The organism is Acinetobacter johnsonii ANC 3681 (assembly GCF_000368805.1).
Classification (GTDB): domain Bacteria; phylum Pseudomonadota; class Gammaproteobacteria; order Pseudomonadales; family Moraxellaceae; genus Acinetobacter; species Acinetobacter johnsonii.
On sequence record NZ_KB849705.1, the window covers coordinates 1,006,986 to 1,031,472 of the forward strand.

18 protein-coding genes are annotated in these 24,487 nt (G+C 42.7%); 8 read left to right on the forward strand and 10 right to left on the reverse strand.

The genetic code is table 11. The features are described 5' to 3' along the window. Positions 1-9: 9 nt before the first annotated feature. From F946_RS09030 to F946_RS09060, 7 genes are all read right to left on the reverse strand, one after another. Positions 10-1,509: an amino acid permease gene (locus F946_RS09030; RefSeq protein ID WP_004981418.1), complete on the reverse strand. Its 1,500-nt coding sequence runs from the start codon at positions 1,507-1,509 to the stop codon at positions 10-12. A gap of 403 nt (positions 1,510-1,912) precedes the next feature. Further along, positions 1,913-2,890: a succinylglutamate desuccinylase gene (gene astE, locus F946_RS09035; protein WP_004981420.1), complete on the reverse strand. Its 978-nt coding sequence runs from the start codon at positions 2,888-2,890 to the stop codon at positions 1,913-1,915. A gap of 21 nt (positions 2,891-2,911) precedes the next feature. Next, complete coding sequence (gene astB, locus F946_RS09040) at positions 2,912-4,252, reverse strand: N-succinylarginine dihydrolase (RefSeq protein ID WP_004981422.1); 1,341 nt, start codon at positions 4,250-4,252, stop codon at positions 2,912-2,914. Between the two features lie 23 nt (positions 4,253-4,275). Further along, the gene (gene astD, locus F946_RS09045) at positions 4,276-5,745 is read right to left on the reverse strand and encodes a succinylglutamate-semialdehyde dehydrogenase (protein ID WP_004981424.1); all 1,470 of its coding nucleotides are present in this window, start codon (positions 5,743-5,745) and stop codon (positions 4,276-4,278) included. After that, positions 5,745-6,776: an arginine N-succinyltransferase gene (astA, locus tag F946_RS09050; protein WP_004981426.1), complete on the reverse strand. Its 1,032-nt coding sequence runs from the start codon at positions 6,774-6,776 to the stop codon at positions 5,745-5,747. Before astA ends, astD begins: the two co-directional genes overlap by 1 nt. 13 nt (positions 6,777-6,789) lie before the next feature. Then, positions 6,790-8,007, reverse strand: a complete 1,218-nt coding sequence (locus tag F946_RS09055; RefSeq protein ID WP_004981428.1) for an aspartate aminotransferase family protein — start codon at positions 8,005-8,007, stop codon at positions 6,790-6,792. 77 nt (positions 8,008-8,084) lie between these two features. Beyond that, positions 8,085-9,359, reverse strand: a complete 1,275-nt coding sequence (locus F946_RS09060) for a Glu/Leu/Phe/Val family dehydrogenase (protein WP_171065411.1) — start codon at positions 9,357-9,359, stop codon at positions 8,085-8,087. 203 nt (positions 9,360-9,562) lie between these two features. Here F946_RS09060 and F946_RS09065 point away from each other — a divergent pair, with 203 nt between their 5' ends. Both F946_RS09065 and F946_RS09070 read left to right on the forward strand, forming a co-directional pair. Beyond that, positions 9,563-9,985: an Lrp/AsnC family transcriptional regulator gene (locus tag F946_RS09065; RefSeq protein ID WP_004981435.1), complete on the forward strand. Its 423-nt coding sequence runs from the start codon at positions 9,563-9,565 to the stop codon at positions 9,983-9,985. Positions 9,986-10,035: 50 nt separating this feature from the next. Then, positions 10,036-10,947, forward strand: a complete 912-nt coding sequence (locus F946_RS09070; protein ID WP_004981438.1) for a hypothetical protein — start codon at positions 10,036-10,038, stop codon at positions 10,945-10,947. Between the two features lie 211 nt (positions 10,948-11,158). Here the strand turns inward: F946_RS09070 and F946_RS09075 are convergent, their stop codons facing one another. Beyond that, a complete protein-coding gene (locus F946_RS09075) occupies positions 11,159-12,607 on the reverse strand; it encodes an NAD-dependent succinate-semialdehyde dehydrogenase (protein WP_004981439.1) in 1,449 nt (482 codons plus the stop codon). Between the two features lie 16 nt (positions 12,608-12,623). Beyond that, entirely contained in the window at positions 12,624-13,886 is a 1,263-nt protein-coding gene (gabT, locus tag F946_RS09080) for a 4-aminobutyrate--2-oxoglutarate transaminase (protein ID WP_004981443.1), read from the reverse strand. Positions 13,887-14,462: 576 nt separating this feature from the next. Between gabT and pdxR the strand changes: the two genes are divergently transcribed. Both pdxR and F946_RS09090 read left to right on the forward strand, forming a co-directional pair. Beyond that, positions 14,463-15,965, forward strand: a complete 1,503-nt coding sequence (gene pdxR / locus F946_RS09085; RefSeq protein WP_004981445.1) for a MocR-like pyridoxine biosynthesis transcription factor PdxR — start codon at positions 14,463-14,465, stop codon at positions 15,963-15,965. 414 nt (positions 15,966-16,379) lie between these two features. Then, the gene (locus F946_RS09090) at positions 16,380-17,825 is read left to right on the forward strand and encodes an amino acid permease (RefSeq protein WP_004981447.1); all 1,446 of its coding nucleotides are present in this window, start codon (positions 16,380-16,382) and stop codon (positions 17,823-17,825) included. 280 nt (positions 17,826-18,105) lie between these two features. On the opposite strand, the gene F946_RS09095 is transcribed toward F946_RS09090, so the two are convergent. Further along, positions 18,106-19,167 (reverse strand): heparin lyase I family protein, encoded by a 1,062-nt coding sequence (locus F946_RS09095; RefSeq protein WP_004981450.1) that lies wholly within the window; start codon positions 19,165-19,167, stop codon positions 18,106-18,108. Between the two features lie 464 nt (positions 19,168-19,631). Between F946_RS09095 and F946_RS09100 the strand changes: the two genes are divergently transcribed. From F946_RS09100 to cydB, 4 genes are all read left to right on the forward strand, one after another. Beyond that, positions 19,632-20,459, forward strand: coding sequence for an OmpW/AlkL family protein (locus F946_RS09100; protein WP_004981454.1), 828 nt, complete (start codon positions 19,632-19,634; stop codon positions 20,457-20,459). A gap of 314 nt (positions 20,460-20,773) precedes the next feature. Further along, entirely contained in the window at positions 20,774-21,469 is a 696-nt protein-coding gene (locus F946_RS09105) for an alpha/beta hydrolase (RefSeq protein ID WP_004981456.1), read from the forward strand. Positions 21,470-22,020: 551 nt separating this feature from the next. Further along, on the forward strand, positions 22,021-23,481 hold the full coding sequence (locus F946_RS09110; protein WP_004981457.1) for a cytochrome ubiquinol oxidase subunit I: 1,461 nt from the start codon (positions 22,021-22,023) through the stop codon (positions 23,479-23,481). Beyond that, the gene (cydB, locus tag F946_RS09115) at positions 23,474-24,478 is read left to right on the forward strand and encodes a cytochrome d ubiquinol oxidase subunit II (RefSeq protein WP_004981458.1); all 1,005 of its coding nucleotides are present in this window, start codon (positions 23,474-23,476) and stop codon (positions 24,476-24,478) included. The genes F946_RS09110 and cydB overlap by 8 nt, the downstream gene beginning before the upstream one ends. Positions 24,479-24,487: the final 9 nt, after the last annotated feature.

Sequence of the window (24,487 nt, forward strand, 5' to 3'; positions counted from 1 at the left end):
CTTTGCTCCTTAATTATTTTCTGGCATTTCATCCTGTTCAATGCGGCGACCATGGGTCAAAATCCAGTTACGCTCAGCATATTTTTTCGTTTTATAGTAATAAGCAATACCCAGTCCAATAAACCAAAGTGGAGAGAACGCCAAAGAAATCATGGTGTCATGATCGAGCGCCAAAATCGCCACCACAAAGATTAAGAACAATAAGGTAAACCATGCCATAAAACGCCCACCCGGCATTTTATACGCTGACTGTTCATGCAGTTCAGGCGCTTTTTTGCGATAAGCCAAGTACGACAAAATAATCATAGCAAAGGTGAAAATACACAAAATCGAAGTGAAGGCTGAAATGATGATAAATGCCGTCATGACATCAGGCACAATGAACAAAATTGAAGTACCTACCACCACACAGAACATCGAGAACATTAAGCTCAGTACTGGTACTTTGCTTTTCGACAGTCGAGCAAAACTTTTCGGTGCATCTTTTTCTACCGCCAAACCAAACAACATACGACTGGTGGCAAACACGCCGCTGTTCGCTGAAGACATGGCAGAGGTTGCCACGACAAAGTTGACAATACTGGCTGCTGCAGGCAAGCCAATTAAAGTAAACATTTCAACAAATGGACTTTTGTCGGGAGAAATCTGCGACCAAGAAGTGACTGCGATAATACAAACCAAAGCACCGATATAGAACAATAAAATACGTAATGGAATTGAGTTAATCGCGCGTGGTAAAGCATGATGCGGATCTTTGGTTTCTGCTGCTGTGGTTCCCACCAATTCAATGCCAACGAAGGCAAATACCGCAATTTGGAAACCAGCCAAGAAGCCCGTTAAACCATAAGGGAACAGCGACTCTTTCTCGACCACATGTGCTAAAGACGCTTTCACACCATCTGGAGAGACAAAACCAATCGTAATCAGATAGACACCGACCAACAGGAACATAATGATCGCGATAATTTTAATTAAAGCAAACCAGAACTCCACTTCACCAAACAGTTTTACCGCAACAAAGTTCAATAAAGTCAAAATGGCAATGGAGGTGAAGGCGGGTATCCATGCGGGGAGATCGGGATACCAAAACTGTGCATAGCCTCCAATCACAATCACATCCGCAATTGCGGTGACAATCCAACTGAGCCAGTACGACCAACCTAAAAAGAACCCTGCCCACGGTCCCAAATAAGCCGTTGCAAAGTCCGCAAAAGATTTGTAATTGGTATTAGAAAGCAGTAACTCCCCCATCGCACGCATAACGAAGAAGAAGAAGAAGCCAATAATGAGGTAAGTTAAGATGATCGAAGTACCTGACACAGCGAGTGTCTTGCCCGACCCCATAAAAAGACCTGTACCAATCGCACCACCAATCGCAATCATCTGAATATGACGATTGGTCAATGAGCGTTGCAGTTGTTCTTCCTCAACTGACTCGTAATGATGTCCACCCAGTAAATCACCTTCTAAAGGCTCTTTTTGTTGATGGGTCTGTTTTCCATTCATCATGTTTTTACTCCAATTTACAACCCAATGAGTGTAAATATGGGACTCAGATTTAGATAATTCCTTATTTCATCTCAGTCCAAAATTAAGCTACATATTATTTTTCAATAACATTAATTTTTATTATTCAGCACCACACTATTTATCTATTTATGGCGGCAAAATAATACTCACACAGGCTGCAAAACCCATGCCCAATTTAATTATTTAATATTAAAAAACAATAACTTAATAAAAACACAACGCAAAATCATCCATCGATTACAAGTACCCTTATGATCGACAGATGAAAATATTGAATTAATATTTTTCTCAATATCCATATATTCAATTCCATTGAAAATTAATTTAACGACTTAAGTTCGATAAACCACCATCATCACATTTAATAAATTGACTGAAATCATCAAGGATGAACCTCAGTTAATATTAGCCCTGCTCTTAATCCCTTTTTCACTTGAGTATTCGGAAATAAAATTCGAACCTGCTCAGGTGCAGTCACATACGGTTTGCCCTGTTGCAGAGCAATCACGGCATCAGTTTCGAACACGGAAAAATTAGGCGCAGAATCTGCCAAATTAAGCTGGAAGTCATCTTCAGTTTTGATGATCGAATCAACGACTCGAAAAGTTTGAATTGCTTGTTTTTGACGGATAGGTAAGGCCTGCTCACTCACCACGGCGCGAAGCACATGATTAATCGCGGCGAAAGCTGCCAGATCATTTTGTCCAAAGGGTTTGGCATGACCAAGTTCGAGCGTCGAACTGGCTGCTTGAAACTGAGCGCTGCTAAAGTGCGTAAAGGTATTGCCTACTGCATTGTGATACACCACGGCATCCAGTTCCGCAGCTTTTAGGCTGTCCAACATCGCAACATCATAGTCATGGATTTGATAAGGAAATAAGGCAAAAGTCGGCAACAACGATGGGCGAATCGCAGTGTGCAAATCGTAATGATAGCGCCGTACTTGAGCTGAGCTATCATTAAAAAAAGCGGTGACGATCTGTTCTAAGACCGCCACCCGTTGCGCTTCAACTGTATCGGTAAATTGTTGATAGGCCCCGCAGAACATGCGGTTCATATCATTTTCAACATAACGTTGCCCTGTGCGAATCGCGATAGGGTTACCTAAAATCAGTAATAACTTAACCTTGAGCTCTAATGCCCCTGCAAACAAATCTTGACTCAGCTGCGCCAACAACTCGATTGGCGCAGTTTCATTGCCATGCACACCCGCGGAAAGCACGACCGCTTTTTCATAAGCCTGTTTCGGCGTAAAAGATAAAACACCTTCAGCCAACCATTCCCAACAAAAATCATGCTGTACGCCATGCGCTACAGTCGGGACACGTTGTGCTAAAACATCACCTAGAAAATTTATCATCTGCTTTCCCTGCACGATTGCTTAACGTTGGAAGTGATACACCGAACCTAAGTTCAAAATTTGCGTCAGTTCATCTAACGCAGTACGGCTTTCAATCAGTAATTGCGGATCAGCCAAATCTTGCTGCGCCAGCTGGTCGCGGTAGTACTGATCCACCCACGTATTTAAACGGGTAAACAAGGCATCATTCATAAACAGGTTTGGATTGATGGCGTTCAGTTCTGCTTCATTCACCGCCACACGTAAACGTAAACATGCAGGACCACCGCCATTACGCATACTTTCACGTAGGTCGAACACCTTAATGTCATCGATCGGCGTACCCATTTGGATCATGTCGTTTAAGTAACCCCATACTGCTGGGTTTTGACGTGATTCTTCAGGCACCACAATGCTCATCCCGCCATCGGCACGCGTGAGCAATTGGCTATTGAACAAATAGGTATTTACTGCATCTTTCACTGAAACACGATGATCAGGCACTTCAATGGACACGAATTCTTGACCCAAGCGCGCCATTTTTTCACGAATTTCTGACAACGCTTCAGATTGATTCAAAAATGCATGCTGATGGTGAAACAGGACGTTTTGGTTACTCACCGCAATCACGTCGTTGTGGAAGACGCCTTGGTCAATCACATCGGGATGCTGCTGTACAAACACCGTTTGTTCCGCTTTGAGTTGGTGTAAACGTGCCACTGCTTCACTCGCCTCACGCGACTGGCGTGCAGGATAGTGTTTTGGGCCAATACCACCGCCGAGGAACTGCTGACCATAGACAAACACTTGTACGCTGGCTTGATCATAAGCACCGCCTAAACGGTTATGGTTCGCGGCACCTTCATCACCAAACAATGCCACTGGTGGTAAAGCTTCATGATGAGCAAAGTGGCGCTCATCCTTAAACATTGCCGCCATCACACGAGACGTGGTGTCGTGCTCAATCGAACGGTGGAATTTGTTGTTCAAGTTTGCCGCAGTAAAATGTACACGACCATCCGCACTGTCCGCCGACGGTGAAACCGTTGCCGCATTGGCAGTCCACATACACGATGCTGAACTCAACGGTGACAATAACGCAGGCGAAGTTCGCATGGCTTGTTCAATGACACTGTGATCATCCCCACGGAAACCCAATTTGCGCAAAGTCGGGACATGTGGGCGTTCTTGCGGTGCAAATACACCTTGCTTTAAGCCCATGTCGGCCAAAGCTTTCATCTTTAACAGACCTTGCTTGGCAGCCAACTTCGGGTTGGAAAGATTATTTTGGTTTTTGGTTGATGCTTCGTTTCCGAATGACAATCCCGCATAGTGATGCGTTGGACCGACTAAACCATCAAAATTAATTTCATAGCCTGACATTTCTAAACTCCCTTTTTGTCGAATTACAGCACAATGCCTGGCGATAATTTTTCAGGTAAACTTACCTGCTGACTTTCCAGTGATGCCATTGGCCATGCGCAGTAATCTGCGGCATAGAAGGCACTGGCACGATGGTTTCCTGATGCACCAACACCACCAAAGGGTGCAGCACTTGACGCGCCTGTTAATGGTTTATTCCAGTTCACAATACCTGCACGTGCTTCAATCAATAAGCGATCAAACAGTTCACGGTCAGGTGAAACTAGACCCACCGACAAACCGAATCGAGTGCCATTCGCTAGTGCCAAAGCTTCATCGAAATGGTCATAACGATAGATACAGCTCAATGGGCCAAAATATTCTTCATCTGGCACATTGTTAACGCCTGTGACTTCCAATAGACCCGGACTTAATAAACTACTGTTGGCATCTGCTTGAGTGACAGGTAATAACACCTGAGCACCTAAATCGATCAGGCGTTGTTGCGCTTGTAAAATTTGCTGTGCAGCATGCAATGAAATCACCCCCCCCATAAACGGTTGTGGCTGAGCATCCCACTGACCCACCACCAAGTTACGGCTGACCTCAACCAAACGTTGAATGAAAGCATCACCTACAGCACCATTTTTAATGATTAAACGACGTGCACAAGTACAGCGCTGACCTGCAGAAATAAAGGCAGATTGGATGGTTAAATTCACTACTGCATCAATATCGGTAATTTCATCGATAATTAATGCGTTGTTACCGCCCATTTCTAGAGCAAGAATTTTTTCTGGAGCACCAGCCAATTGTTTATGCAGCTGGTAACCCGTATTGGCACTGCCTGTGAACAACAAGCCATCAATCTCATGCGACTGCGCAAGTGCCTCACCTGTGCTACGACCACCTTGCACCAAGTTCAACACACCCGCAGGCAAGCCTGCTTCTTGCCACAACTTCACGGTTTCTTCTGCGGTCCACGGCGTGAGTTCACTTGGTTTAAATACAAGGGTATTGCCCGCGATTAAGGCTGGAACAATGTGACCATTCGGTAAGTGACCTGGGAAGTTATACGGGCCGAATACAGCCAACACACCATGCGGACGGTGACGTAAAGACGCTGCACCATCTGGCATTTCCGTCAGACTTTCACCTGTACGCTCGTGATAAGCACGTACTGAAATCGCCACTTTGCCAATCATTGACTGGACTTCAGTCAACGTTTCCCAAATCGGCTTACTGGTTTCACGACTAATAATCGTTGCAAGCTGTTGTTTGTTTTGTTCTAACAGGCTGGCAAATCGTTGAATAATTTCAAGGCGCTCAGCTAAAGGACGGCGTGCCCAAGCGGAAAAGGCTGCACGTGCAGACTGACAAGCCTGTTCAACTTGCTCAGCCGTCGCTTCTGCACCGTGCCAAATTGTGTCTTGCGTAACTGGATCGAGTTTGTCCCATACTGCACCTTGCGCTGGAGACCATGTCCCGTTTATATATAAATTCCCTTGTGACATTATTTTTGCTCCATCTTATCTAAAGGCAACATACGAATGCTTTGCCCTGCTTGCACACCAAGGGCATGCGCTTGTTCTACCGTTAAACTTAAACTGTCAGACTCAGCCGCATGCTGAATTAAAATCGCGCGATAGTCTTGATAGCGATCATTCGCCACCAAATAACGCCCTGCGCCTTCTGGAACGCTATCGACGATTTTGACGGCACAAGTGTGACTTTCTTTGACTGCACGCAGGCTACTGACTTCAGCTTCAAGCGTCGGGCCTGCATCAAAAATATCGACATAACCTTGGTAACACAGCCCTTCCGACTCCAACACACGAGAGGCAGGAACAGTCTGAGGATGCACCTGTGCAATCACTTGTTGCGCGGCTATCGGCAGTAAGTCGATATACACAGGAAAACGTGGCATCAACTCCGCAATAAAGACTTTTTGCCCAATACCACTGAGATAATCCGCAGTCGAGAAGTCCATATTGAAAAAGTGATGGCCTAAGGCATCCCAAAATGGCGAACGGCCATTTTCATCCGAATAACCACGCATTTCTGCAATCAGCTTATTTTGAAAAGCCTGTTTGAAAGCAGCGATAAACAGAAACCGGATCTTTGACAGCAGTTTTCCATTTTGGTCTTTGCGGTACTCTGGGTCCAAAAACAGCGTGCAGAGTTCGCTACAACCAGTATGGTCATTGCTTAAAAACAGCGTATTTAAGGTTTTATAAACATTCAGAGTTTGTGAGGCATGGACTTGTTTACCCACATGGTAGTTATAGAAAGGCTCAGTTAAACCCACTGAAACTTCAATTGCACTGACGCCAACCACACGTTGTAACAAGGTGTCTTCTAAGACAAATAAATAACCCTGCTCACTCGGTGTTGCCTGACCCACTAAGGTCTTTTGCGTGCGTGCAATACGAGCCGATAAGATCTCTTTATTTTGGGGTAAAGAAGTCAGGCCAATGCCAGACTTCCCCGCCAGAATGTAGATATCATCTAAATCTCGATGCTCTGCATGTCTAACAATCATCATAACCAGTGGCCTATCACGCGCCAACAAAGCGCGCGAGCGCACGTTCAAAGCGTTGTAAACCTGCTTCGATATCTGCTTCTGGAATAATTAATGATGGCGTGAAACGAACGACATTTGGACCTGCAACCAGCGCCAATAAGCCTTCTTCGCCCGCTAAAGTCACGATGTCTTTGGCTTTGCCTGCATATTCAGCTTTCAGTACACAGCCGATTAATAAACCTTGACCACGGACTTCTTCAAATAGGCCATATCGTGCATTTAACTGGTTTAAACCGTCGGCAAAAATTTGCGCACGTGTGCGTACACCATTCAACACTTCTGGGGTATTGATCAAACCAAATACGGCATTGGCTACAGCAGACGCCAATGGGTTACCACCATAAGTCGTACCATGGTCACCCACCACAAACATGTTGGCAAACTTATCTGTTGTGATCATGGCACCAATTGGGAACCCACCGCCTAGTGCTTTGGCTGTAGTTAAAATGTCTGGGATCACATCAGTATTCATATATGCATATAAAGCACCTGTACGACCGACACCTGTTTGCACTTCATCAAAAATCAGTACCGCACCATGTTGGTCACACAGCTCACGTAAGCCTTTTAAAAATTCAGGACTTGCCGTAATTACACCACCTTCACCTTGAATCGGCTCAACAATCACCGCACACGTGTCTGCATCAATCGCTTCACGTACTGCGTCTAAATCATTGAATGGTAAATGGTGGATACCTTCTGGAAGTGGTGCAAAATCTTGTGAATATTTCGGTTGACCACCTGCCGTAACAGTAAATAAAGTACGACCGTGGAAAGCATTTTTAAATGCAATAATTTTATTTTTGCGTGCAGAGCCTGAAAGTAGGCCCACTTTGCGCGCAAGTTTCAAAGCCGCTTCATTGGCTTCTGCACCAGAGTTACAGAAGAACACTTTATCTGCAAAGGTGTTATCAACTAATTGTTTTGCAAGCTCAAGTACAGGCTCATTGGTATAACCATTGCCAATGTGCCAAAGCTTTTGACCTTGTTCGACCAAAGCTTTAACCGCCACAGGGTGAGCATGTCCAAGCGCATTGACCGCAATACCACCTGCAAAATCGATATATTCCTTACCTTGCTGATCCCATAAACGAGAACCTTCGCCACGCACAGGAATAAACTGAGCGGGTGCAAAAACTGGCACCATGTACTGATTAAAATCTTGGCGATTTGGTTGACTATTCTGGTTCATGGTTTGTTCGTCCTTAATAAATCTGATGTTGTTCTTTCTAATAATGTGGTGTGCCCCGAAGGGCACGGAACTTCCTCTTAACCTGGGAAAATTCCTCGTTCTTTACGTGCTTTTAAGATACGTTTACACGCCAAGATATATGCCGCTGTGCGGAGGCTGCACTGCTTTTCACTTGCAGTAAACCAAACGTCTTCAACTGCTGACATCATGAGTTTGTCTAAACGTTGGTTAATTTCTTCTTCTGTCCAGAAGTAGCTCGCCATGTCTTGAACCCATTCGAAGTAACTCACGGTTACACCGCCTGCGTTACACAGTACGTCAGGTACAATCGTGATTTGACGTTCTAACAGAATGTCTTCAGCGTCTGGATACGTTGGACCGTTCGCACCTTCCAAGACTAATTTTGCAGTCAATTTTTGCGCACGTTCAGGCGTAATCTGACCTTCTAAAGCCGCTGGAATTAAAATATCCATTTCAACCGACCAGAACGCTTCGTCTTCAATTAAAGTCGCATCTGGGAAGCCTGCTACACCTTTATGAATCGCAACGTAGTCTTGTAACTGCTTAACGTCCATGCCTTCAGCATTAAAGATCGTGCCTGTATGGTCTTGTACACACACCACTTTCGCATTGGCTTTATGGAATAAGTAACCCGCTTCGCTACCCACGTTACCGAAACCTTGGATCGCTACACGGCTGCCTTCAAGTGCAAGATTGATTTTCTTAGCAACTTCTAAACCAGTAACAAATACGCCACGACCTGTTGCACGCACACGGCCTAAAGAGCCACCCAAGTGCACAGGCTTACCTGTCACAACACCTGTTACGGTATGACCTTTGATACTTGAATAGGTATCCATCATCCAACCCATAATGTCTGCATTGGTGCCTACATCTGGAGCTGGAATATCGACCTGTGGGCCAATCACTAGGCTAATTTCGCTAGTAAAACGGCGTGTCAGGCGTTCAAGTTCACGTGGAGACAATTTGCGAGGGTCTACACGAACACCACCTTTAGCGCCGCCATACGGTAAGTTTAATACCGCAGTTTTAATCGTCATCCACGCTGAGAGTGCCATGACTTCATTGAGTTCTACGTCTGGATGATAACGAATACCACCTTTACCCGGTCCACGCGACAAATTGTGCTGTACACGATAACCTTCGAAGTGCTGGATCGAACCATCGTCCATCACGATTGGTACATCAACAATCAAAGCGCGCTTAGGACGCTTTAAAGTATCGATGAATGGAATTAAGTCGTCTTCCAGATATGGCGCAACACGGTTAATCTGTGCAAGATAGGTCTGCCAAGCGCCACTATTGTCCATTTCATATGACAAAGACATGATGTTTCCCTTTGAAAATTTGGTGAATCAAATCCATTAAATAGATATGAGACATCACCCGCAGAACACATCGCCTCAGCTCGATGTAACGTTCATGTGAATACTGCTCAATATGCATAGTATGAAAAATCAAACTGCGCCGAAAAAGTTGTAATTTTGATTAAAATGAAATAAATTTCATCAAATTGATAACAGGAAAAATCAAAATGAATGATACGGACAGTCAAATCCTCGGCTTACTGCAAGACAATGCACGTATCTCGATTACCGAGATTGCCAACAAGCTTCGTATCTCTCGAAATACGGTACAAAAGCGTATTGAATATTTGGAAACCAGTGGCGTCATTACAGGCTATACGGTGCGGATTAAACCGGGGACTGAGAAAAATAGTATCCGTGCATGGATGAATATTATGGTCGAAGGCACCAAGACCAGTGCGGTGGTCAAAGAGCTCCGAATCGACCCTGCCGTGCATACCTTGCATAGCACCAATGGCAAGTGGGATCTGTTAGTAGAATTGAAATCTGACAGCTTAGAGAATTTTGATCGAATTTTAGAGAGAATTCGCAATATTTCAGGTATTTACAATACTGAAACCAGCATTTTACTTTCTACCTATAAAGTTTAAAGTCGATAAAGTGAGACCACGTAAATTGCTGAATTTAAAAAGGATTTTTAATGAAATTATCATATAAAACAGCTCTTTTGGTGGCTTTATTATTAATGGGTTATTTAGTTGTAAGAATTTTTCTTTGGCAATATGAGGCATATAATGAGAGACGTGGTTACTGTACAGCAGAAGGAAAATATCTTTCAGAAGAAGAAAAATTGGAAAATTTGAAAGCAGATATAGTTGTTCAAGCTTTAGAAAAATGGATTAAAGATACGGAAGGAGAATATTATTCTAGAGTTTTTATTTCTGAATATGACTTAAGTGATAAAGAAAAGATTATTAATTTAATGAAAAAATCCAATATTAATAAATCATTTGAAGAAAATTTTGGGATAATTGCTGCAGGAACAGTATCTGAATATATTAGTAGACGATCATGTTTAGAAAATAATAAAAATTGTAATGATTATAGTAAGTCTAAAAATAGCCTGCGAGCGTTGTGGAAAAATGATAATACAGTTGATGTTGAATATTTAAAAAGCCTTAGCACAAGGTATTCGATAATTATTAGTGTGAAGGGGGGGGATAATGTATTGATATATCCATTATCAAGTATTGTAAAGGAAAAAGAAAAAAGCTATACAATGTCATACTATTCAATTTATAAATTTTGTTGTGATAATGAAATGATTGAAGAGATGACAGGACAAACTAATAGGAGTACTCAAAAAAAAACAGCGGAACAGATCAAATTAGATTATAGTGAAATATTTGCTTTAAACCCAGATAGAATAGATGGTAAATATAGGGATAGTGTTTATGTTATGCAATTGTTTGGTAGCATAAGTTTCTATAAACCAGAAATTGTACAAAAATATGGATTATTTTGGAATGTGGCAAGTTTGAAGGGAGATACATATCCACGTTTTACAAATATGTTGATCTCAAGTTGTGGGAAAATTTCTAAAATAAAATGAATTAATTAGATTAAATATCTTTCATAAATCAAAAAAGTGATCTTATTGGGTTGATCCAATATTATCTCACATAACTATAAGTTTCAGGGTCAGACCAATATTAGACCTTGCAATATTTTAAAATAGATCGACTCTTCCCCAATATACACCCATAAAAAATCAGCCTTGAATGGGCAAGGCTGATTTTTTAACTGCTGGTTACTGGACTAATTTAAACAGATAAGTCCACACACATATATTTCATTTCAAGATATTCGTCGATACCAAATTTAGAGCCTTCACGACCTAAGCCTGACTGCTTCACACCACCAAATGGAGCCACTTCGTTTGAAATCGCACCTGTGTTGATGCCGACCATACCGTACTCAAGCGCTTCACCAACACGCCACTGACGTGCTGTGTTTTGGGTAAACAAGTAAGTTGCCAGACCAAACTCGGTGTCATTGGCCATTTGCACTGCTTCTTCTTCCGTTTTAAAACGGAACAACGGTGCTAATGGACCAAAGGTTTCTTCTTTCGCGACTTTCATCTCTTGCGTCACTTCGGTTAAAAGTGTCGGTTCAAAGAAAGTTCCACCTAGGCTTGAGCGTTGACCACCGGTTTTAACCTGCGCACCTTTACTGATGGCATCGGCGATATGCGACTGTACTTTTTCAATCGCAGCTTCATCGATCAGCGGCCCTTGGGTTGAAGTCTCAACTCGGCCATCACCCACTTTTAAGTTCGCTACAGCAACTGCCAGTTTTTCAACCAAAGCATCGTAAATACCGTCTTGTACATAAATACGGTTGGCACATACACAGGTCTGTCCGCTATTGCGGAACTTGCTGGCCATAATACCTTGTACCGCTTGCTCAAGATTGGCATCATCAAACACAAGTACAGGAGCATTACCACCCAACTCTAAAGACAGTTTTTTGATGGTTGGCGCACATTGTTGCATCAAGATACGACCAACTTGAGTTGAACCTGTGAAGCTCAACTTTTTCACCGTGTCGCTTTCACACAAGGCTTTACCCACTTCGCTTGAGACACCGCTGATGTGTAATAACACGTCTTGTGGCAAACCCGCACGTAGCGCTAATACTTCTAAAGCATAAGCGGTTAAAGGCGTCTGCTCAGCAGGCTTCACGATCATTGAGCACCCTGCTGCAATTGCAGGTGCTGCTTTACGTGTGATCATCGCCGCTGGGAAGTTCCACGGCGTAATCGCAGCCGTCACCCCAATCGCCTGTTTGATCACCAACAAACGCTGAGTAGCAACCGTTGGCATCAACACTTCACCATCGATACGACGTGCTTGTTCAGCAAACCAACGAATAAATGAAGCAGCATAGCCAATTTCACCGCATGCTTCAGCTAAAGGCTTGCCTTGTTCAGCAGTCAAAATCTGAGCCAATGACTCTTTATTTTCCTGCATCAAATCAAACCAAGCCCAAAGTACATCAGCGCGTTGTAGAGCTGTTTGCGCTTTCCACGCAGTTTGTGCCTTTTGAGAGCGAGCGATCACTTGCTCAACTGACGCGCGGTCATGGGATTTCACCCATGCCAAGGTGTCATGTGTTGCGGCATCTTTGACTTCGATATAACCACCATTTTCAGGCTGATCAAAACGAATATCTGGATGCTGTAATAAATCTTTATATTGCGCTTGAAGCATAGTCATTACTCTTCAATTATGCTGCAGCAGAAAGTGCAAAACCTTGTTTTAAAATGTTTAAGCCAGCACGGAATTGTTCTGCAGGAATCGTTAAAGGATATAAGAAACGGATCACATTACCATAACGACCACAGGTCAAAATAAGCAAGCCATTTTGCATTGCATAGTTTTGAATTGCTTTCGCTTGATCCGCCGTTTCCAACTCAATCGCGACCATTGAACCCAACGCACGAATTTCTTGGACTGTAGACGAAGACTGTTTGAGTTCATTCAGAACCTCAACCAACTCTGCGCCCAATACATTTGCACGTTCGCAAAGACCTTCTTCTTCAATCACGTCCAGTACTGCATGTGCAGAAGCCACAGCCACTGGGTTACCTGCATAAGTACCACCTAGGCCACCTGGGTTTGGTGCATCCATTACTTCAGCACGGCCAACCACACCAGAGATTGGGAAACCACCGCCAAGACTTTTCGCCATAGTGATTAAATCGGCTTTGGTTTCATAGTGATCCATGGCAAATAACTTACCAGTACGTGCAAAACCTGTCTGTACTTCATCTGCAATAATCAAAATACCGTGTTGATCACACAGCGCACGTAAACGTTTTAAGAATTCAGCCGGAACAACATTGAAACCGCCTTCACCTTGAACAGGTTCAAGCACAATAGCGGCTACATCATGTGCCGCAATATCTTCTGCAAAAATGTCTTCAATGCTTTCAATCGCAGCATCGACAGTAATGCCTTTTGACTCTACTGGGTAGCGTGCATGGAACACACCTGAAGGCATCACACCAAAGTCACGTTTGTACGGTGCAGTTTTACCCGTCATTGCCATGGTCATAAATGAACGACCGTGGAAACCGTTACCAAAAGTCACAATACCGTGACGACCTGTGTAAGAACGTGCGATTTTCACTGCATTTTCTACAGCTTCAGCACCAGTAGAGAAGAATGTTGTTTTCGCTTCACCCGCAATTGGCGCACGTGCATTAATACGTTCAGCCAAAGAAACATAAATTTCATACGGTACAACTTGGTACGCTGTATGGGTGAATTTAGTCAATTGTTCAGTAACAGCAGCAATAATTTTAGGATGACGGTGACCTGTGTTCAGTACCGCAATACCACCCGCGAAGTCAGTATATTGATTCCCTTCAGCATCCCAAATGGTGGAATTTTCTGCTTTCTCCGCATACCATTGACACATGACACCAACGCCACGAGGAGTCGCTTTTAGTTTACGTGCGTTCAGTGCAGAGTGTTTACTGTCCATTTTGTATCCTCATTCTTGATTCATACATTTATAAAATTTCAGCGTCCCGATCATGCTTTTTGCTGATATACAAAGGACGTGGGGTTTATTGCATTTTGCGCTTTTATTGGCACTAGACGAGAGCCACTTTTCATCAGACAGATGGAGCCAATTTACCCTATCCCTTTATAGTTATTTTCCAGATAAAATATTTATTTTATAAAAATTAATAACTTAAAAAATATCCATTAAAAAAAGACATACTTATTCAAGAGAGCCATTACGGTATTCAACCGAATCACCCAAAATGCTAAAGAAGCCCAAAATTCAGCAAATGACTATGCCAACCTAGAAACCACTTATGTCCTTCTTTAGGCTTTTCTAATTGTATTTTCAAGCCGTTGTATTCGATTATGTAAATCATCTAAAAAAACTTTTGCTTTGGATGCGACTTGTGTATATTTCCAGCCCCTTAGTCGCGGGCATTTGCTCCCAACGTCTACAAGCGAAATGCTTTACAACGGCTGCCTGACGAGATAATTTGCATTTATGGTAATCGCTCACGAAAGCCATTTTAATATTGTAGGAGAGAGCCAATTGCGTAGCTTGCTTGGAGATTATTTACTGCAACGATTACAGCAAGATATTGACGGAACCCTACAATTGCGGTTGTTTCGCTGCTTACGCAACGCCATTATTGACAGTGTACTCGCACCCAAAACTCGCCTACCTGCATCGCGTGACTTAGCCAAAGAAATTAAAGTCTCACGCAATACTGTACTCAGTGCATATGAACAATTACAAGCGCAAGGCTATGTTGAAGCACGTACAGGCCAAGGCACTTGGGTCGCTGAAAAACTGCCTGAATCCTTTTTGGTCAAAGCTGAAAATACCAATAGTCAAGCTCAAGAAAAAAAGACCCAGCAGAATTATAATTTGTCGCAACGCGGTTCCTATCTCATCGGCTATTCAGCTGCATCACCTTACCAATGGGGCGCGTTTGTGCCCGGTGCACCTGATGTCACAGAATTTCCGCACCATATTTTTAGCCGTATTCAGACCCGCCTCAGCCGTGAACCCGAAATCAACAGTCTCATTTATAGCAATGCGGGCGGTTGTTTAGAGCTGCGCCAAGAACTGGCGGAATACCTCAAAATTGCGCGTTCGGTGCAATGCGATGCAGACCAAATCATTATTACCGAAGGGACACATCAGGCGATTGATTTGGTTTCACGGACCTTAAGTGACCCAGGCGATGAGGTCTGGATTGAAGATCCTGCTTATTGGGGGGCACGTAATATTTTACGCATTAATGGCGTGAATCTACGCTCCTTGCCTGTCGATCAAGAAGGTATTATTCCTGACCTAGTCCCAAAAACCCCGCCTAAACTGATTTTTGTGACGCCTTCACATCAGTACCCTTTAGGCTCTCACTTAAGTTTAGAACGTCGTAAACAACTGATTGCCATCGCGCGCCAGCATAAAAGTTGGATTGTGGAAGATGACTATGACAGTGAATTCCGCTTTTCGGGTCAGCCCTTCCCTTCTTTGCAAGGTTTGGAGCCTGATGCACCGGTCATTTATATGGGAACCTTCAGTAAGACCATCTACCCTGCGTTGCGCATTGGCTATTTGGTGGTCCCTAAAAAGTTGTTTTCACCACTGCGTATTGTGGCATCGGAGTTGTATCGAGGTGGGCATTTACTGGATCAAAAAGTCTTGGCAGAGTTTATCCGTGAGGGCCATTATGAAGCACATATTCGTCGTATGCGTTTACTCTATAGCAAGCGTCACGCCTTTTTAATCGATCTGATTACACGTCATCTTGGGGCAGACTTCCTGCATGAATACAATACCGCTGCTGGTTTACATTTGATTTTAAAGCTGCCGAGCAACATGGATGATGTGTTGATTGCCAGCAATGCACTTGATCAAGGCGTAAAAGTTCGAGCGCTGTCACAATACTATACCAAGCATTATTCAACACGGCAGAAAGGACTGCTATTGGGCTTTGCCTGTGTCCGTGAACAAGAAATATTGGTGGCTTTTGGTGTGTTACTCAAATGTCTGCGAAATGCAGGAGTTCGTACGCTGAGTTGATTATTTTTATAAATTAGATACTTAAGTTTTTTTAAAACCATTCGACTTGCGACTAAAGCAGCAGTTACAAAGCTAAGTTTTGCTGCTTCATTCTATAAATTATTGAGATGAGAGTAAACATTGGCTCCCCAGCTTTTCACATTTTAGCTGCAATTGGCTCCTTCCAAATGCTAAAAAATGGCTCTCGTTTACTGAGAACAAAAAAGAGAGATTAGGTGCATACATAAACAACATGTAACCGTTTTGTAGCCAAAGTGTGATTTTTCACGCTTTGACAGAAATATCAGATTTATTCATTTTTGCCTTAATAATGATAAAGCCTCTGATCATTCGGTTACAGTTTTAAAGGATGAGTAGTCCGAAAAAGGCTTTGCCCCCTTTTGAAGCTACCTCCTTAAGATTAAGGAAAATTATATGGAAGCACCTAAACAAAGCGCTGTGCCGGATGCATCTCAAGGCTTAAAAAATGGACTTAAGTCGCGTCATCTCACCATGATCTCGATTGCGGGTGTCATTGGTGGTTCACTGTTCATCGGCTCAGGAAATGTTATCTATTCGGCAGGCCCTGCTGCAGTTTTGGCCTATGCGTTTGGTGGATTACTCATTCTGTTAATCATGCGTATGCTAGGTGAAATGGCTGTTCTCAATCCAGATAGTGGGTCGTTTTCAACCTATGCAGATCGTGCCATTGGGCGTTGGGCTGGTTTTACCATTGGCTGGCTGTATTGGTGTTCTTGGGCTTTGCTGATGGGTTGGGAAGCCTATGTCGCAGGTAAAATTCTCAACAGTTGGTTTCCCTTTATCCCGATCTGGGGTTACATGTTGGTCGTAATTGTGTCCTTAGTTTTGGTTAACTTACAAAATGTCAAAAACTATGGTGAATTTGAGTTTTGGTTTGCACTCATCAAAGTAATTGCGATTGTGATTTTCTTAGTAATTGGTAGCTTGGCTATCATGCATTTATGGCCATGGGGTCAAGCAACTGCCTCAGGAATCACGCACTTAACTGCAGACGGCTTCATGCCGAACGGTTTCTCGGCAGTGATCACCGCCTTACTTGGGGTTATGTTTGCCTACATTGGTGCTGAAATTGTTACGGTTGCGGCGGCAGAATCAGAAAATCCTGCCCGTGAAATCCGTAAAGCATCTAACTCTGTGGTTTGGCGGATTATGTTGTTCTATGTCGGTTCAATGTTTATTACCGTATGCCTAATTCCACATAACAATCCACTGTTAAAAGATCCAACTTGGGGAACCTATAGTGTGACTTTGTCAGCACTTGGCATTCCAGAAGCAAAACACATTGTAAACTTTGTAGTCCTGACCTCGGTATGTAGCTGCTTTAACTCGGCACTTTATACCTGTTCACGGATGTTATTTTCACTGTCAAAACGTGGCGATGCACCGAAAAGCTTCGGTTCAATCAACCGTAATGGTAGTCCGTGGATGGGCGTTCTAGTGTCGTCATTATTTGCCCTGGTGGCAACGTACCTTACTGCAACTGAAAGTATGAATGTCTATGACATCTTTATGTTAGCAACAGGTACAGCAGCATTGTATGTCTACCTGACCATTGCCTTCTCACAATTACGTATGCGTAAGAAATTAGAAGCCGAAGGACAAGTGATTGACTTTAAAATGTGGTTATTCCCTTGGCTCACTTATCTTGCCATCGCATTTATCATTGGCGCGCTCATTACCATGCTTGTGGAAGGCACCTACTTCAAAGAAGTGACTTACACCAGTTTACTTGCTCTGTTTATTGTTGGATTGGGCATCTGTGCACAGAAGTTTAACTGGGGAAAGCATGCTCAAGATAAGCCGATGAACACTCAAGTCGATTTGAGCAATAACCTTTAATTTTAAAATAATGTGGTAATAATCTAAGGTCATACCAAGTTAAACCGATGGTTTTCAAGTGAGAGCCATCGGTTTTTTAATGATACGAAATAACCACTTAGATGAAACTCAAAATCTTAGTTGAGATCATTAATTACCACGTTTTTATGGTACGCCTCTACAGGCTACCCCACGATTACACGGTTCTTCAGTGCCCCTGCACGCCAACTTGAACGGTAAATACCCATTTGGAAATAAGGCGACCACTTTTGATGGTAATTATTGACCCCACTGATGTTGGCTACTTTTTTCCATTGTGTTTTACCGCCACTTTCCTAAGAATCAGTTGATTATATGCATCAAGTTCTGACCATTGGATATCAAAATTCCAATCATTCCACTGGTTATATTCCACGGGCACATCTAAGACATAACGCTTCAAAAGCGTTTCTGGAACCGCCAATGGTGAGGTCATTGGCTTCAACTCATACAAATGTAACTGCCATTCAGGTTTTAGACCTGAAAGCACCAAGGCTATTGGAGGATTCAAATCCTTTCCATTTAGGTTAAAACCATGCCACTGCGCCAGTATTGTTCCATACTGAAAGGCTGGCCATGTTGAAGGAATATAATGAGAAAAAGAATAGTTGTAATGACCCCAACCAAATTGCTTTCGTTGTATTTCTGCGCGATAACATTGACCATCATCAGGCACGACAAATTTGGCAACATTCTGCACTATACCAGCTGGATCTTTAACTATCGTTGTTGAACTACGATTTTCAAAGTGGAGAGCCATTGCATTCCACGTCGACAGATCATTGCTGTATTTATCGACACGAACCGTCCCCGTCTCAAAGCCATCACGAAAAATGACCTTACCCTTTTCTTCTGTATTGTCGACCAATACATCATCATTTTTTGGGTCTGGTATCACATCAGATGGATTGACAACTTGTTCTGTATTTCTTGCGAAGACTTGTAGTTTGACCGTGGTGGTTTGACTGTCTTGTTGACCATCATTCACCATTAAACTCAGTTCATAATCTCCTGCACGGTCTGGAATAAAATGAAATACTTTATCTGTACTGGCACCCAGACTGGGAAAGCTATTTTCTGGCTTTTTAATAACCGCCCAACGATAGTTCAATGTGGTCGCACTATCATCAGTACTTTCAGAACCATCTAAAAGTATACTATCCCCAACCATAGCGCTGTCTTGCGTTGACTGAATTACGGCTACAGGCACTTCATTTTGAACATCTTTCACCGTTGCTGTTGTTGACTGGTCACCTTCACCGCCCCCGCAAGCACTCATCCCCAAAACTGTAGTTAAAACTAAAAAATATCTAATTTTTTTCATGCAAATGCACTCTATTTATCCCCACCCAAAATCAGCCATGTACCTCACCTCACCCATTTCTCGTTGAGATGAGTGACCAGTGGAACATCGCCAAATTCAATTTTTAAAACCCTAAAAACGAGCTTCATTTGAAACAATGAAACGTGCTGCTTTAGTTATTGATAAAAGATCAATTTTCCCCAAAATCAATCTTTCAACGCAGCCTGTTGATCTTATAACATTATGGAAATTCAACTCTGCTTTTTTTGAAAACTGAACACCACAAAAAATGATTATCATTGATAAATACTTTATAAAAACCAAAAACAGAAGTAAGAAAAAGCAAAAACACTGCTTTAAAATCAATATGTTATTTTTTGTATCTTGATATGTATTTTATACCAAACAGTAAATAACATCTAAAACAGATTTCCTATAGGATTTTAGGAAATTTAGAAAAAAAATTAAGAAAGGAATGTATTATCATGAATTTAACTTTAAAAACTGCTTTACCAATTGCCTTGATTTGCGCGATTCCAACTGCGCAAGCTGCCACCTCTGACGGGAAAACATGGGGCGTTTCAGCAGGCTGGTTACATGTAATGCCTCAAAGTGAAAAACAGGGTGTATATGGCAGTACGACAGAGAAAACACCGTTAATTCCAAATACACCTGCGTCATCCCCTCAAGCTGGTTTTGAAGTACAAGATGCCGACACCGCAGGTTTGATGCTCGATTATTTTGTGAATGATAATGTTTCTCTAGAGTTGGTTTTAGGTGCGCCACCAGAAATGGAACTTTCTGGAAAAGGACGTATTACCATTCCTATTTTTGGTACAGAACGTACCGCCGCTAATTTAGATAAATTTGATAAAATTGCGACCACAGATGCCTATACCCCGACCTTTTTAGCCAAATATCATTTTGGGGCAATCAGCAATAAATTTCGCCCATATGTCGGTGCTGGGGTCATGTATGCACATTTTAGTGATGTTAAAGCAGATCCAAATGTGAATGCTGAATTGAATAGCGATCCACTCTTGGCGTTACTAAAACCTGAGCTTGGAAAAATTAAGGTTGACGATGCTTTTGCACCTGTGGTGATTGCTGGTTTAGATTACAATATTAATCAAGACTGGTTTGCTACTGCCTCTGTAAGTTATGCCCATCTTTCCACCAAAGCCGAGTTAAACGTCATCGGTAATACTGAATTATTTAATCCGAACAGTCCGCGTGATAGCATTCTTAAAGGTGAAAGTAAAATTGAAATTAACCCAATTGTGACTTATTTAGGGATTGGCTACCGTTTCTAAGATTTGAATATCTATCCAAGCTGATATTTATTGAGGTTACTCTGGCGACAGGGTAGCCTTTTAAAACACCTGCTTCACCTATAAAAACCCCCTCACCCAAAAACTTCACTTCATCAATAAAACCAATAGAAAAACAAAATATTAATCACACAAAATGCCCACTTTTTAATGTAATTGGCATTTTTTGCAGTCTTTTATCTATATTTTTTTAACTTACAATTAGTTAAATTAACTTGCATCGATAATCATTAGCCCAACCTAGCATGACCACTTTTTTAACTATAAGATGATATTTTTACTCTAGGGATAAGAAGATGAATAAGAAGCCAACAATTATTTTAGTACATGGATTTTGGGGCGGCGCTGCCCATTGGTCTAAAGTCATTACTGACCTATCTCACCGAGGTTACGAAGCCCTTCGTGCCGTTGAACTACCTCTCACCTCTTTGGCTGATGATGTTGAACGAACCCGTAAAATGATTGCACAAGTACAAGGAGATGTACTTTTAGTTGGCCACTCCTATGGGGGGGCGGTCATTACCGAAGTGGGTAATCAACCCAATGTTGTGGGTCTAGTCTATATTGCAGCTTTTGCACCCGATGCTGGTGAAAGTCCAGGTGGCATTACTCAGCAACATTTACCCGTTGGCGCACCCAACTTAGAACCCGACAGTGACGGATACCTTTGGGTCAAAGCCGATAAATACCATGAAAGCTTCTGTCAGGACTTAACGAATGATGAAGGACTGGTCATGGGCATCACCCAGAAAGCCCCTGTTGCCAGTACTTTTGGCGATACCATTTCAAACCCAGCATGGAAAAACAAACCATCTTGGTACCAAATTTCAACTGAAGACCGCATGATTCACCCTGAAAACCAAGCCATGATGTCTTCACGCTTAAATGCTCAAAAAGTCATTTCTTTAAATGCCAGTCATGCTTCACTCGCATCTCAACCCAAAGCCGTTGCTGATTTAATTGATGAAGCCGCAACTTTCCTTGCGCATTAAACTATCTATATTGAAGGGAGTCTACAGACTCCCTTTTTTAGAGCTATTTTAAGTATCAAACGACTTTCGAATCACAATAGATAGCGCAATATCATTATCCTATTGGTGTAAATATTCGCACATACTTGGTTCGATGGCTGTCAGCTAGACCTCAGCTTTTACTACTGACCTTATCATTCATAATGAAGTTTCCTCGTTAAAAGTTTTATTTAAACTACGCTATTTCAAACCATGTGTTATACGAATTTTGAATAACATTTTTTAACTAACTCAGCATCAAAACTTTCTGTATATTTTAATTAAGCAATAAAAATGAATAGATCATAAAAACAGTTCAAAAAATATAACAGACTAAGTGCAATTTTCTATTTTGTTATATTTTTTCTCTCCAATTCTTGTACCTATATCTTCTAGGCATCCTGATGCAAGATCATCATCAGTATTTTAAGTAGGTAGTTTTTAATGAAACGATCTATGTTTTTTTATCATTCCGATTTAGACAGCAATTGGGTATCGAACTGTCGATATTCCTGCCAGTCATGGAGGATGCAATGAGCCTCGGATTAACCGCACTTGAGTTGGCAAGAATTCAATTTGCCTTTACTGTTTCTTTTCATATTATTTTTCCTGCAACCTCTATTGGTTTAGCCTGCTTTCTTGCCATGCTGGAATGGAAGTGGCTGCGCACCCAAAATCCAATTTATAAAGACTTATTTAAGTACTGGATTAAGATTTTTGCCGTGGCATTTGCTATGGGGGTTGTTTCGGGCATTGTCATGGCCTACCAGTTTGGGACTAACTGGAGTGAATTTTCACGCATCGCAGGCAGCGTCACAGGGCCACTGCTCACGTATGAAGTCATGAGCGCCTTCTTTTTAGAGGCGGGTTTCTTGGGCATTATGCTATTTGGTTGGGGACGGGTCAGCCCCAAAGCCCACTTTTTTGCCACCTTAATGGTCGCCATCGGTACCTGTATTTCCATGTTCTGGATTCTATCTTCCAACAGTTGGATGCAGACACCTCAAGGCTTTGCCATCGAAAATGGCATTATTGTCCCCACAGATTGGTGGGCAATTGTGTTTAACCCATCCTTCCCCTACCGATTTGCCCATATGGCAGCAGCGGCCTTCCTTGTCTCATCACTTTTAGTAGTTGGCACTGCAGCATGGCATTTGCTGAAAGGTCGTCGTGATGCGTTGGTGAAAAAGTCTTTTTCTATGGGCTTATGGATGGTACTGGTCACATCTTGCTTACAAGTTGTGATTGGGGATAACCACGGTTTAAATACCTTAAAACATCAACCTGCAAAATTGGCAGCCATTGAAGGCCATTGGGAAACCAATCGTGATCATGGCATGCCTTTATTACTGTTCGCTTTACCGAATATGGAAACAGAGTCGAATGATTTTGAGATTGGTATTCCCAATCTGGGCAGTTTGATTCTGACGCATTCCCTAGAGGGTCAGGTCACTGGTTTAAAAGACTTCGCAGCTGAAGACCGTCCGAATGCACTGATTGTGTTTTGGAGTTTCCGAGTCATGGTCGGCTTGGGCATGTTAATGGTTTTACTCTCATTAACAGCACTGTGGCTACGTAAAAAAGGCTCTCTATACGAAAGCAGTTGGTTTCATAAATTTGCCCTCATCATGGGGCCTACAGGTTATATCGCACTCCTAGCAGGTTGGGTCACAACAGAAGTTGGCCGTCAGCCTTGGGTGGTGTATGGTGTGATTCGAACTAAAGATGGTTTATCGCATACAGTCACCGCAGATCAAGTCGGCTTGAGCCTGATTATTTTTGTTCTGGTCTATACCGTCGTCTTTGGCGCGGGTATTTACTACATGCTGCGCTTGATCAAATTAGGCCCTGCTTTTTCTACGCCTTTAGATGCCGTGCAAGACACTGGCCCGGGGCATTTTAAAACCCCTTTACGTCCACTCAGTGCTGTTGAAGAATCTATCGAGACCACTGATCCTTCTGCTCAAAATAGTAAGGAGAAACCACATGATTGATCTCGCTTTGGTTTGGGTCGGTATTATCGGGCTCGGGGTACTCATCTATGTGGTTATGGATGGTTTCGACTTAGGCATTGGCATTCTGTTTCCCTTTATGAAAGGAACGCAAGAACGTGATGTGATGATGAATACCGTCGCGCCTGTTTGGGACGGTAATGAAACATGGATGGTCCTAGGTGGTGCTGGCTTATTCGCTGCATTTCCTTTGGTCTATTCAACCGTTTTATCGGCACTGTATTTACCCATTATCTTTATGGTAGTTGCCTTGATTTTCCGCGGCGTAGCGTTCGAGTTCCGCTTTAAAGCCACGCGCACCAAATACCTCTGGGATCTCGCGTTTATCTGGGGCTCTATCTTATCGAGCTTTTTCCAAGGCGTGATTTTAGGGGCTTATATCCAAGGTATTCAGACCACCAATGGTATTTACAGCGGTGGTGGATGGGACTGGTTCACACCATTTACATGTTTTACCGGTCTAGGTGTCGTGGTCATGTACGCCACTTTAGGCTGTGGCTGGCTCATTTGGAAAACCGAAAAAGAGATACAGCAACGGATGTATCATCTGATGCCTAGGCTGATTATTGCTTTGCTCATCATCTTCGGTGCCGTGAGTTTATATACGCCACTGACCCATCCTGAAATTGCGCAGCGTTGGTTCTCTCTACCGAATCTATACTATTTTAGCCCAGTGCCAATTTTAGTCTTACTGTTTGTTGGCTTGATTCTATCCTCATGCAAAAAGCAGCATGAACTAAAACCGTTTATCTATACTTTGGCTTTAGTCTTTTTGGCTTTTACTGGCTTCGTCATCAGCTTATGGCCCAATATTATTCCGCCATCGGTCACTATTTGGCAGGCCGCTGCACCTGAGTCAAGTTTAAAGTTCACCTTGGTGGGAGCTGCAATTTTAATCCCAATCATCATTGCCTATACCTTCTTGTCCTATTGGGTGTTCCGTGACAAAGTACGTATAGGGGATCAGGGTTATCATTAATTGAGGAGA